The organism is Psychrobacillus mangrovi (assembly GCF_037104765.1).
Taxonomy (GTDB): domain Bacteria; phylum Bacillota; class Bacilli; order Bacillales_A; family Planococcaceae; genus Psychrobacillus; species Psychrobacillus mangrovi.
Genome location: NZ_JBAWSY010000008.1, coordinates 39,098 through 51,002 on the forward strand (window position 1 = coordinate 39,098; position 11,905 = coordinate 51,002).

An 11,905-nucleotide genomic window follows, 5' to 3' on the forward strand; every position below is an offset into this window, starting at 1 on the left:
AGAAGGCTGTCGTAGCTGACAGCCTTCTTTTTATTTTTGATAATTAATTGCAGCGGTTCCTAAAGTTTTAGCAGCGATTAGCATCGCGCGTTCATCAAAGTCAAACTTCGGACTGTGATGTGGGAAGACTTCACCTTGAGGCATAGCCCCTGTGAAGAAAAATGTTCCAGGAATGTTTTCTAAATAATAGCCAAAATCTTCGCCAATCATGAGGAGCTCAGATTCTTGAACCTGTTCGACGCCGGGAATTTCATCTGCTATAGACGCTAGAAATTCTGTTTCTGCTTTATGGTTAATAACTGGCGGATACCCTCTGTCAAAATTAAATGAATATGTACAGTCTGCTGTCAAACATGTTCCTTTAATAACACGTTCTAGCTCATTTTCCATCAAATCTCGAACTTCCGCATTGAATGTCCGAACAGTGCCCGAAAGCTTTGCAGAGTCTGCAATAATATTGAATGCATTTTCAGCAACAAACGAACCAACTGATAAAACAGCAGCTTCTGTTGGATTTACTCTTCTAGAGACAAGTTGTTGCAAGTTTACAACTAGCTGAGAAGCGACAACGATTGCATCCTTCGCTTGATGAGGATTGGCACCATGTCCACCTCTACCTTGAATAGTTATATGAAAACGGTCGGCAGCTGCCATAATAGGTCCGGATTTATATTCAATTGTGCCAAGTGGTGTTAATGACCACAAATGCGTACCGAAAATAACGTCGACATCTTCTAAACACCCTGCATCAATCATCGGTTTAGCTCCACCAGGCGCATATTCTTCCGCATGTTGATGGATAAAAACATATTCACCAGACAATTGGTCCTTCAATTCATTCAATGATCGAGCAAGAATAAGTAATGAGGCTGTGTGGCCATCATGTCCGCAAGCATGCATTACTCCAGCAACTGTTGATTTGTATGGAACATCTTTTTCATCTTGGATTGGTAGTGCATCAAAGTCAGCGCGTAGTGCTACCGTTTTACCAGGAAGTGCACCTTTAACTCTTGCCACGACACCATTTCCACCAACGTTAGCTTGGAAAGGGATTCCTAATTCTGTATAAAAGTCTTGAATATATTTTGCTGTTTTTGTTTCTTGAAAGGATACCTCAGGATGCATATGTAAATAACGTCGAATAGAAACCATATCGTCAAAAGAGTTTTCTAATTTGTTTATTAACTCTGTTGTCAAAATCCTCGCCCCCATATTTCTTTTTGTTTCATTATAACAGAAAAGAAGAAGCTTTTATCTCAAGCTTCTTCGGGGATTGATTTATAGGTAGATACATAAGGGGCACTTGTGAAAATCTTTTGCTTATCTGCTACATGATCAAAATTTAAAGGATTTGACTTTTTCCATACTTCAAAGCTGTTTGGTCCAGACCATTCTGTTAAAATGATATACGTATCAGACTTCAGAGGTTTTAGCACGCGAAGGGCGATAAAACCAGGTTCTTTTTCAAGTGTAGCGGTTAATTTAGTATACTGAAATTCAAATATAGGACGTCCTTCATCTGAAAGAGGTATGTGTTGTAAAACGAAATATCCTTTTTCTAAAAAATTTCCATAAGACTCGAGTATTTCATATTTACGAGGTACTTGAAAGACAGACTTACCAGATGTTTCATGAATCAAAACAGAGTTACCTACACCATGCAAAAGAAACAACTCTTCTCTTGGATGCTTCTTTTTGATTGATTCCATAAATTCGGGTGTTCCAGATGTTATATAAAAGTTCATATTAAAAACCTCCACTTCTTAATTGATTATACTTTTCCCCTTAAAGTCAAATTAAAAACACTATTTCAAATTAAAGACTGGAAATGCAGGACAAATTTATGACAATTACACTATATTTATATACAATAAGCAAGAGAACGTCTATAGTTGAGACGTATATTGAACAGGGTACAGTTATATAGAAGAAAGGTAGGAAAAGGGAATGTCAACTTTTAACGATACAATACTACGTGCGGCTCGTGGAGAAGCAGTAGATCACACACCAGTATGGTACATGAGGCAGGCTGGTCGTTCACAACCAGAGTATAGAAAAATTAAAGAAAAATACTCGTTAGAACAGATTACGCATGAGCCAGAATTATGTGCCTATGTAACACGTCTTCCAGTGGAAAATTACAATGTAGACGCTGCGATATTATATAAAGATATCGTAACACCTTTAACTGGAATCGGAATAGATGTAAAAATTAAAGCGGGTGTAGGCCCAGTCATTTCGAATCCAATTCGAACTGTGCAGGATGTACATAATCTTGGAGACTTATCTCCAGAGGATGACGTACCTTTTGTATTAGAAACGATTAAACTGCTAACAACTGAACAATTAAATGTTCCACTAATCGGATTTGCAGGAGCTCCTTTTACTTTGGCAAGTTACATGATTGAAGGTGGCCCATCTAAAAGTTATAACAAAACGAAAGCATTTATGGTTTCTGAATCTCAAGCGTGGTTTGCTCTAATGGACAAACTAGCTGATATGATCATTGTTTATATCAAAGCACAAGTCAAAGCTGGAGCTAAAATGATTCAAATTTTTGACTCCTGGGTTGGAGCTTTAAACGTAGCAGATTATCGTATTTTCATTAAACCAGTAATGACTCGTATTTTCAATGAGCTTCGTGAGACAGGTGTTCCACTAATCACATTTGGTGTTGGAGCTAGTCACCTAGCGATGGAATGGCATGATTTGTCGGTGGACGTAGTCGGAATAGATTGGCGTTTATCAATTGAAGAAGCTCGTGCAAAAGGATTAACGAAAACGCTTATGGGGAACCTAGATCCTTCTTATCTAATCGGAGATTGGGCAGAAATCGAAAAACGTGCAAAAGTGATTGTTGAAGAAGGAGTTGCAAATCCAGGACATATCTTTAATCTTGGACATGGTGTATTCCCTGAAGTGGATCCTGATACGCTGAAACGTTTGACGACATTTGTACATGAATACAGTAAAGAATTAATTGCAGCGAAATCTAACTAAACTTTCTAGAGGTGATACGAATGAAAAAAACTATGGGATTATTAGTAATGGCATACGGAACTCCATATGAAGAAGCAGATATTGAACGCTACTATACACATATTCGTCATGGACGTAAACCAAGTGAAGAGCAATTGGCTGACTTAACAGGACGCTATAAAGCAATCGGAGGTATTTCTCCACTTGCTAAAATTACAGAAAACCAAGCAAAAGGGCTTTGCAATCGTTTAAATGAAGTACAAGATGAAATTGAATTTAAACTTTACATTGGACTAAAGCATATTGAGCCTTTCTTGGAAGATGCAGTTGCTCAAATGCACAAAGATGGTATTACAGAAGCAGTTTCGATGGTATTGGCTCCTCACTTTTCAACATTCTCGATTAAATCGTATAACGGTCGAATTAAAGAAGAAGCTGAAAAACTAGGTAACTTGAAAATAACTTCTGTAGAAAGCTGGTATGACGAGCCTAAATTCATTCAATACTGGACAGAAAAAGTAAGTGAAGCATTCTCAGCGATGTCTGAAGAACAACGTGAAAAAGCATGTCTAATTGTTTCAGCGCATTCCCTACCAGAAAAAATTAAAGAGCTGGGCGATCCATACCCAGATCAATTGAAAGAAACTGCTGACTTAATTGCAAAAGCAGCTGGTGTGAAAAATTATGCGGTAGGCTGGCAAAGTGCAGGACAAACTCCAGACCCATGGATTGGTCCAGATGTACAAGACTTAACACGTGAATTACATGAAGAAAAAGGATTCACTTCATTCGTTTATACTCCAGTTGGATTCGTAGCAGAGCACTTAGAAGTGCTATACGATAATGACTACGAATGTAAAGTGGTCTGTGACGAAATCGGCGCAACCTATGTACGACCAGCTATGCCAAATGATCAACCTCTTTTCATCGATGCAATGGCAGACGTCGTATTGAAACATATTAAAGCCTAATTTTTGTTAAGCCTCTAGCGAATTTCTCGCTAGAGGTTTTTTATTATTCGGATCTCAGAAAATCTCGAGGAATCTCAGAAAATCCCGGGCGTATCTCAGAAAATCACGGGGGATCTCAGAAAATCTCGAGGGATCTCAGAAAATCTCGAGGAATCTCAGAAAATCCCGGGTGTATCTCAGAAAATCTCGAGGAATCTCAGAAAATCCCGGGCGAATCTCAGAAAATCACACTTTTTTCCGATATACTGTTCTTTTACCGTGATTGACACTAATTAAATTGCATTTTTTCAACATATAGTAGGCTTCATGGGAAGAAGATAAACCAAAGAAATCTTTGCATTCGGCAGTACTAATAGAGTCTTTAATTAATAAAAAATAGTCATCGATATTATGCTTGATAGGATTCAGATCGACTGCTTCACATTGTGTGCATTTCCAAGTTTTATTTGTCAATTTGGATAAGACGGTCGAACAGTTTTTACAAAACAAGCCTTTGATTAGAGTAGAAGGATTTATTTTCCATTGGTCACATAGAGCTTTCCGTTGAAAGACTACTTGCCTCGATTGAATATTATTTATTATTTTTTTAAATTGGATTGTGTTTACGAGGTCTTCTTTTTTGTTAAGGCTCTGTATGAACATTGGGAGATTTTTTCGAAAGAATATAGGTTCGTCTGGGGGAACATTTTCTAAAATGACACGGTTTGAAGAATATACTATTCCTTTGAAAATTGGAAGGGGAATTCCCAATCGTTCAAGAGAATAAATATGCCTATTTGTTTGTATGATTGGACATTCAAAAGCAGTTGAAACACCATCTAAAGAGCGAATAACTTGTTCTTGATGCTTTTGAAAAGTAATCGTTCCAACCATATTTTTTACTTCTATAATGAGAAAGTACTTTCTTGTAATAATTAAAGTATCTAACTGTATGAAAAGATGCTCGTGAATCTTTAACTGAAGATCAGGAAAAATACATAGGTCTTTGGGAAATTCTATTTCTAAAATACTTCTATCCACTAGTTGCTCTCCTGCAAATCCTGCTTCGATTTTATTTGATTGCTCGCTTATTTCTTTTCTTTTAGGATGGGAAGCATGAAGTCTAATGAGGAGTCGAGTCAGTGTTATTTGAGATAACGAAGGAGTACGAGAAATAATTGATATCACCACCTTTCCATTATTCTATCAGAGGGAGAAATTATCTCCTAATTGTGACAATTTCATTTTGAAACGATTTTACACTGTATTTCAATCTTTTTTCACAGGTTTCGGCTAAAATGGATAAAAAGGAGGCGAATTTGATGAGAAAAATAGTAGGATTATTATTTTTATGTGGAGTGATGGGAGCATGCTCGGATAAAACATTTCCACCCATTGATTCGTCTACTGATTTTGTAGCAAGCTTAAACACATTGGAGCCATCCATTAACTTTATTTCTGAAAATCTTGAATCTCTAGAAACTTGGGAGTTGGACAAGGCCTATACTGGATTTGAACTTGTCTCTGATGATTACATATTTTTATATGGTTACACATTAGAAGAAGCAGAACTTTTTCAAATTTCTACGGGAAAACTAATCGCAACTTATCCCGTCCATGAAGGAGTTACTTTTGCATATGCGGTTGATGAGACTATTTTTGTAGCGAATGGGAAGGAAAATACTGTTACTTCATTCGATCAACAAGGTAATCGAATAGCGAAAGCAGATGCTGGTCGATATCCAATGTCGATGATTGCGGATAATAAGAATTTGTATGTTATCAATTTCAAAGATACACTATTATCCGTATACAATTTAAATGATTTAAAATTAGTTTCTAATTGGGATATTCCAAAATCTTCACATGGTATTCATTTGAATGATAACGAGCTTTGGATAGGTGGTCATGGTGAAGGAAGCCAGGCAAATAAAGTTATTAGCAAGTACAATATTCAGAGCGGAGAACTGCAGGGAGAAATGGAAGCACCAATGATGCCTATAGATTTTGTGGAGGCATCAAATGGATTTATTTATACCGTTAGTCATGGAAACAATTATGTCTATAAATTTACTAAAGAGGGAGAACTGGTTTCATCTATAAAAGTAGGAGCAAATCCTTTCTCCATTACAACTTTTGACGAAAGCCTTGTAGTAGCAGGATATGACGACCATCAAATCCACTTTTTGCAAAACGGAGAAGTAATAAAGAAGGTTCCTGTAGGTAAGGGACCTTTTCAGTTGATCACGAGGGAGGCGAGTAAATGACGACGATATTAGTTGTAGATGATGAACAGGAAATGCGTATACTAGTGGAAATGCATTTACAGATGGCTGGCCTCCAAGTAATCCAAGCTGAAAATGGGAATGAAGCAATTGAGCTTCTTCGAAGTAAAGATATCGATCTTATTCTATTGGATGTTATGATGCCTGAAAAGGATGGGTTTACTGTTTGCAAAGAGATTCGTCAGTTTTCTGAAGTTCCTATAATTTACTTGACAGCGCTCGATGCAAAGAGTGATTTAGTAAAAGGGCTACAGCTTGGTGGAGATGATTATGTTGTTAAGCCTTTCACGGCAATCGAATTAACTGCTAGAATCAATGCAATCCTTAGAAGAACCGGATATTCCTCCACTAGTGATACGATAACAAAGGGAATATTAGTAAATGACATTGCTGCCAGACAATTAAAGAGAGATGACTCAAAAATTGCCCTTACCTTGAAAGAATATGAACTCATCTATCTATTCATGGAGAATGAAGGAAAGGTATTCTCGAGGGAACAACTGCTAGAATTACTCTGGGGTATTAACTATGAAGGTGGTACACGCACTGTTGATACGCATATAAAAACCCTTCGGCTGAAACTAGGAGAAGTTGCTGGAAAATACATTGAAACAGTTTGGGGAATTGGATATCGTTTTGAGGTAATAGAATGAAAAAGTTATCCTTTAAAATTTGGATGCTGCTTCTTGTCTTTATTGCAACTACCATTGTTTTCTTAGTTATATTTACAAATTTTCTTTATGAAGAGCTGTATGTACAATATACGGAGAACTCTATGAAAGAAGTTGCTGAAAATTTACAGCAAACATATGATGGTGGAGTAGTCACAGATGAATATATTAAACAAACAGAAGAGTATAATCGCTTTTCGAATATAGAAGCTTTTACTGTTCGTAATCCACGAGAATTAAGTGCATGCCTTCCTTTCGATATCGATTATGACAGTTTAATAGGAGCAGAAGAGCGAGCCGAGTTAATTGCCGGTAATTCTGTTACAAAAAGAGGATTTGAAAGTAGGTTTGATCGAGAAGTCGTTTCGGTTATTTATCCTCTTGTCGATGAAAATCGGTTAGAAGGAATTATTTATTTATATGTACCATTAACGAAAATAACCGAAATGGCTTCAAAAGATGTTGTCTTTTTAATTGGGATCGTATCTTTACTGTTAATAGGAATGGCCTATATCAGCTTAAAAAGTCTACAGAAAGTGTTAACACCATTGGCAAAGCTAAAGGAAGCAGCTATTTCGATGGCAGGTGGTAATTATACTACTCGAGTGAAAGTAGAATCTCAAGATGAGATCGGTGAGCTCGCACAAACCTTTAACCAAATGGCAGCTTCTATACAGGAGGAAGATGAAAAAAAGCGAGATTTCCTTTCCATTGTTTCGCATGAATTAAGAACACCCATTAGTTATATTAAAGGGTATGGAGAAGCTTTTGAACAAAAGCTTATATCAGAAGAGAAAAAAGAAGAGATATATAAACTGATCGTTCGTGAAGCAGATCGAATGCAAAAATTAACAAATGATTTACTAACCGTTGCTAGAGCAGAAAATGAAGAAGATGTCGAAACTGGACCGATCGTTTTGGCAGAGGCAATACGTGAAGTAATTCAACTTGTACAATCTACCGCCTATCAAAAAGAAATATCATTTATTGTAACGGTCGATGAAGATACCATTCTAAATGTGGATGAACAGAAAACAAAACAAATTTTTATAAATGTTTTGGAAAATGCAATTCATTATTCGCCAAAGCAGTCAACTATAAGCATTAGCAATAGAATGACAAAAAAGGATACAACAATTGAAGTTAAGGATGAAGGATGCGGTATGGAACAAGAACACTTAGCTCATATTACAGAGCGTTTTTACCGTGTGAATAAAGCAAGAAGTCGTTCAGACGGGGGGACAGGATTAGGACTTTCTATTGCGTCACGATTAGTTACAGTTCAAAATGGAAAGCTAGAATTTACAAGTGAAGTTGGAAAAGGAACGACTGCATACATTACATTACCTATTTGGGAGGATTCATTCGAATGAAAAATATTTTAGCGATACTTGCATTAGTTACTTTAGTATTAGTAGGTTGTTCTTCTAAAGAGACAACACATGACGAAGGTTCACATAATGAAGGTACTTTAGAAGAGGTTGTTGTAGAAATACAAACAGAAGAGACATTGCCTGTTGGAGAGGAAATTACACTTTCTGCAAAAGTTTCTCAAGGTGGAGAAGCTGTAAATGATGCGGATAAGGTGGAATTTGAAGTATGGGAGTCTGGGATGCGTGAACAAAGTGAAATGTTAGAAGGTACTTTCACTAAAGACGGCGTATATGAAGCTGATTATACTTTTGATCATGACGGTGTCTACTATATATTTGCCCACACAACAGCTCGTGGCCTTCATATTATGCCGAAACAAGAATTAAAGGTCGGGAATCCTGACATGAGTAAAGTAAAACCAGATGACAGTGATGATTCTATGCATCACGAATAAATACTTGCTAAAAAAATTAAATGAGTGTATTATACTGACTAGATGACCAAAAAGGTTTTCTAGTCATTTTTCTTTAGGAGTGTAATCGATGGATCGGAAGCAGGAAATATTAACGGCAGCAACGAAATCATTTTCGCTTTTCGGTTATAAAGCTACAACAATGGATCAAATCGCAAAAATTGCAAACGTTGGAAAAGGAACCATTTATACATTTTTTGAAAACAAAGAAGTCCTTTTTCAAGAAATTGTTCTTCAAATGATAGCTGAAATGAAACATGAGGCTACAAATGCGATTAAAGAGGATGGTTCATTTCAGGAAAATGCTCACGCAGCATTGATGAAAATGTTGGAGTTTCGAGAAACGCATCAGCTATTCGTAAAAATAATTGATGAAGAAAAAGAATTACGAACACCTACCGTCCAACAAGTAGTCCAGCAAGTGGAACAAGCAATTGTTTTGTTTGTAAAAGAAAAAATTGATAAATATATAGAAAAAGGAGAAATTCGACAAGTTAATAGTGAGCTTGTAGCATATTTGTTATTAAAAACGTATCTTGCTCTTGTGAATGATTGGAACTTAACTCATGACGAATCTTTATCGGAAGATGAAATTTCAACTATTATTCAGGATACTATATTTCGAAGTCTCATAATTTGAGACTCCTTTTTTTGAAGAAAAATGACTAAATGAACAATTAAGTCAATTAGTTTTGGGGGAGAAAAAATGATAAAAGCAGAATGGAAAGCGATCATTAAAAACCGTAAAGTATTGGTTTCAATTATTGCGGTGTTATTTATACCAGTTTTGTATGCGGGCATGTTTTTATGGGCATTTTGGGATCCTTATGCAAAATTGAGTGATTTACCAGTGGCAATTGTTAATAGTGATGAAGGTGCAGATTACAATGGGGCGAAACTGGCTCTCGGTGAAACATTAACAGATAAGCTTATTGATAGTGAACAATTTAATTTTGAATCTCTCTCCAAGGAAGAAGCAGAACAAGGCTTATTAGATCAAGATTATTATTTATTAATTGAAATACCAAGTAATTTTTCGCAGCATGCAACGACTTTATTAGAGGAACAACCAGAAAAAATGGTTATTACGTACAAAGCAAATGAAGGATATAACTTTTTAGCTTCTCAAATTGGTGCCACTGCAATGGAACGCATTCGTGCACAGGTGAATGAAGAAGTGACGACTACTTATGCAGAACAACTTTTTTCTTCTATTAACAAACTTGGAGACGGGTTTGCTGAAGCTTCAGACGGAGCAGGTCAATTAAAAGATGGTGCTTCTGAACTTAATAATGGAGCAAGTGATTTAAAAGGATATCTAGAGCAACTTGCAAGCAGTACGATAGAGCTTAGAGAGGGAACGACAACAGTTAATTCAGGAATACAAACTGCTGCAGAAGGTTCTACTCAATTAAATACTGGTCTCTCTCTATTGTCTGATGGTTCAACACAACTTACAGATGGCGCAAGTCAAGCTGCAACAGGAGCTGAATCATTACAAGCAGGTGTTCAGCAGTATACAGAAGGAATAGCGAAGCTAAATGAAAGCTATCAATTATTAAGTGAAAAAGACAAGACTTTGTTAGCGTCATTAGCCCAATTAGAAAGTAGTTCTGCAACTTTAAATGAAAGTGCTGCACAATTAGCACAAGGTTCAACACATGTGACAGCTGGGATACAAGCATTATCCAAACAATTGGAACAACTAAGTGCCGCACTGCCAGAAGAACAGGCTATTGAATTAAAAGAATCACTGAAACAACTGGAGACTGGCAGTTCGACTGTTTCTACTGGGTTAGAAAAACTAGCAAGTGGTACAACTGCGTTGGAGAGTAGTACAGCTAAGGTGTATGATGGAGCTGAACAACTAAATGCTGGTTATTCACAGGCTCAACAAGGTATATCAAAATTAAATGAATCCTCTACTGCGTTAGTAGAAGGCTCGTCAAGTTTAGCAACTGGAACAAGTACAATAGCAGCCAAAATGAAAGGACTTCAATTTGGAATTCAACAAGCTTATACTGGTTCAAATAGCTTGGTTAGTGGATTAAATCAATTAGCAGCTGGTTCCACACAACTACAAACTGGAACCGGTACACTTGCAGATAAATCTGGAGAACTAGCAGCTGGTTCTACAAAACTAGCAGATGGAACAAAAGCTTTGGTAGAAGGTACAAATACGCTGCAATCTAGTCTTAATGATGCTAGTAAAGAAGTGGGAGAAGTAAGTGCTACAGATGATACATTTAATATGATTGCCGCACCAGTTGAAGTAAATACAGAAGAAGTGAATGCAGTTCCAAACTATGGAACAGGATTCACTCCATATTTCTTATCACTTGGTTTATTTGTTGGCGCGTTACTCATTTCTATTGTATTCCCATTCGTACAACCAGCTATTACTCCTTCAAGTGGAGCAAAATGGTTTACAAGTAAGGTTACGGTTCTTGCTGTTGTTGGGATTATCCAATCACTTATTGTAGTTATAATTGCATTATTTGCATTAAAACTAGAAACGCAAAGCGTAGGTATGTTTATTTTAACTGCAATCATCACTAGCTTTACTTTCTTAGCGATAATTCAGTTGTTCGTTTCTGTTTTCAGTGATCCGGGAAGATTTTTAGCGATCATTGTGTTAATTCTTCAGTTAACAACTAGCGCTGGAACTTTCCCATTAGAATTACTTCCAGAGCCATTACAATTTTTTAACAAATTATTACCGATGACTTATTCAGTTCAAGCTTTTAAAGCGGCTATTTCTTCAGGTGATATAAGTCATTTCTGGTTTAATAATAGTGTGTTAATTGGTTTCATGGTTGTTTGCTTGGCATTAACATTTGGTTATTTTATGTTATTGTTTTCAAAACGACATTCCAAACAAACAGCTGAAGTATAAAAAAAAACCGCCTATTCTTTAAAAGAATAGGCGGTTTTCTCATGAAAAAAAGCCAGCTAGAACGGGGAATAATCTAGCTGGCTTATTAAAAAAATTAAATGGAATTACAATTATCACATTGATTACCATAGCACTCATGTTGTTCTTCTATTGTTTCGCCGCATGTAGCGCATTTTTTCTCAGGCAGGTTACGGAAAAATTCAATTACGTTTTCTAACATAGTTGTTCCACCTCCATCTGTTATATAACTGTTTAAGTTGTATTGATTGTAATATAAC

12 protein-coding genes are annotated in these 11,905 nt (G+C 36.5%); 8 read left to right on the plus strand and 4 right to left on the minus strand.

Features of this window, described 5'->3' with window-relative positions; genetic code table 11:
• Positions 1-30 precede the first annotated feature (30 nt).
• Both WAX74_RS12140 and WAX74_RS12145 read right to left on the minus strand, forming a co-directional pair.
• Positions 31-1,197, minus strand: coding sequence for a M20 metallopeptidase family protein (locus WAX74_RS12140; RefSeq protein ID WP_336497934.1), 1,167 nt, complete (start codon positions 1,195-1,197; stop codon positions 31-33).
• 59 nt (positions 1,198-1,256) lie between these two features.
• Entirely contained in the window at positions 1,257-1,745 is a 489-nt protein-coding gene (locus tag WAX74_RS12145) for an antibiotic biosynthesis monooxygenase family protein (RefSeq protein WP_336497935.1), read from the minus strand.
• A gap of 202 nt (positions 1,746-1,947) precedes the next feature.
• Here WAX74_RS12145 and hemE point away from each other — a divergent pair, with 202 nt between their 5' ends.
• Complete coding sequence (gene hemE / locus WAX74_RS12150) at positions 1,948-3,000, plus strand: uroporphyrinogen decarboxylase (RefSeq protein ID WP_336497936.1); 1,053 nt, start codon at positions 1,948-1,950, stop codon at positions 2,998-3,000.
• Between the two features lie 20 nt (positions 3,001-3,020).
• The gene (hemH, locus tag WAX74_RS12155; protein ID WP_336497937.1) at positions 3,021-3,950 is read left to right on the plus strand and encodes a ferrochelatase; all 930 of its coding nucleotides are present in this window, start codon (positions 3,021-3,023) and stop codon (positions 3,948-3,950) included.
• 225 nt (positions 3,951-4,175) lie between these two features.
• Here hemH and WAX74_RS12160 read toward each other — a convergent pair whose 3' ends face one another.
• Positions 4,176-5,120: a nuclease-related domain-containing protein gene (locus WAX74_RS12160; RefSeq protein ID WP_336497938.1), complete on the minus strand. Its 945-nt coding sequence runs from the start codon at positions 5,118-5,120 to the stop codon at positions 4,176-4,178.
• Positions 5,121-5,251: 131 nt separating this feature from the next.
• Between WAX74_RS12160 and WAX74_RS12165 the strand changes: the two genes are divergently transcribed.
• The 6 genes from WAX74_RS12165 to WAX74_RS12190 all read left to right on the plus strand — a co-directional run bounded on the left by WAX74_RS12165 (position 5,252) and on the right by WAX74_RS12190 (position 11,627).
• Positions 5,252-6,196 (plus strand): YncE family protein, encoded by a 945-nt coding sequence (locus tag WAX74_RS12165; protein ID WP_336497939.1) that lies wholly within the window; start codon positions 5,252-5,254, stop codon positions 6,194-6,196.
• Positions 6,193-6,867, plus strand: a complete 675-nt coding sequence (locus WAX74_RS12170) for a response regulator transcription factor (RefSeq protein ID WP_336497940.1) — start codon at positions 6,193-6,195, stop codon at positions 6,865-6,867. The genes WAX74_RS12165 and WAX74_RS12170 overlap by 4 nt, the downstream gene beginning before the upstream one ends.
• Positions 6,864-8,258, plus strand: a complete 1,395-nt coding sequence (locus WAX74_RS12175) for a sensor histidine kinase (protein WP_336497941.1) — start codon at positions 6,864-6,866, stop codon at positions 8,256-8,258. Before WAX74_RS12170 ends, WAX74_RS12175 begins: the two co-directional genes overlap by 4 nt.
• Positions 8,255-8,713, plus strand: a complete 459-nt coding sequence (locus tag WAX74_RS12180; protein WP_336497942.1) for a FixH family protein — start codon at positions 8,255-8,257, stop codon at positions 8,711-8,713. The genes WAX74_RS12175 and WAX74_RS12180 overlap by 4 nt, the downstream gene beginning before the upstream one ends.
• Before the next feature lie 88 nt (positions 8,714-8,801).
• Positions 8,802-9,371 carry a TetR/AcrR family transcriptional regulator gene (locus WAX74_RS12185; protein ID WP_336497943.1) on the plus strand — a complete coding sequence of 190 codons (570 nt, stop codon included), beginning with the start codon at positions 8,802-8,804 and terminating at the stop codon, positions 9,369-9,371.
• Positions 9,372-9,437: 66 nt separating this feature from the next.
• On the plus strand, positions 9,438-11,627 hold the full coding sequence (locus WAX74_RS12190; RefSeq protein WP_336497944.1) for a YhgE/Pip domain-containing protein: 2,190 nt from the start codon (positions 9,438-9,440) through the stop codon (positions 11,625-11,627).
• 94 nt (positions 11,628-11,721) lie between these two features.
• Here the strand turns inward: WAX74_RS12190 and yhfH are convergent, their stop codons facing one another.
• The gene (gene yhfH / locus WAX74_RS12195; RefSeq protein ID WP_082355136.1) at positions 11,722-11,847 is read right to left on the minus strand and encodes a protein YhfH; all 126 of its coding nucleotides are present in this window, start codon (positions 11,845-11,847) and stop codon (positions 11,722-11,724) included.
• Positions 11,848-11,905 lie beyond the last annotated feature (58 nt).

Bases quoted from the DNA above. Each gene is read 5' to 3' on its own strand.
- WAX74_RS12185 (WP_336497943.1), top strand. From the start codon at position 8,802: ATGGATCGGAAGCAGGAAATATTAACGGCAGCAACGAAATCATTTTCG.
- WAX74_RS12165 (WP_336497939.1), top strand. From the start codon at position 5,252: ATGAGAAAAATAGTAGGATTATTATTTTTATGTGGAGTGATGGGAGCA.
- hemH (WP_336497937.1), top strand. From the start codon at position 3,021: ATGAAAAAAACTATGGGATTATTAGTAATGGCATACGGAACTCCATAT.
- yhfH (WP_082355136.1), bottom strand. From the start codon at position 11,847: ATGTTAGAAAACGTAATTGAATTTTTCCGTAACCTGCCTGAGAAAAAA.
- WAX74_RS12170 (WP_336497940.1), top strand. From the start codon at position 6,193: ATGACGACGATATTAGTTGTAGATGATGAACAGGAAATGCGTATACTA.
- WAX74_RS12180 (WP_336497942.1), top strand. From the start codon at position 8,255: ATGAAAAATATTTTAGCGATACTTGCATTAGTTACTTTAGTATTAGTA.
- hemE (WP_336497936.1), top strand. From the start codon at position 1,948: ATGTCAACTTTTAACGATACAATACTACGTGCGGCTCGTGGAGAAGCA.
- WAX74_RS12145 (WP_336497935.1), bottom strand. From the start codon at position 1,745: ATGAACTTTTATATAACATCTGGAACACCCGAATTTATGGAATCAATC.
- WAX74_RS12190 (WP_336497944.1), top strand. From the start codon at position 9,438: ATGATAAAAGCAGAATGGAAAGCGATCATTAAAAACCGTAAAGTATTG.
- WAX74_RS12175 (WP_336497941.1), top strand. From the start codon at position 6,864: ATGAAAAAGTTATCCTTTAAAATTTGGATGCTGCTTCTTGTCTTTATT.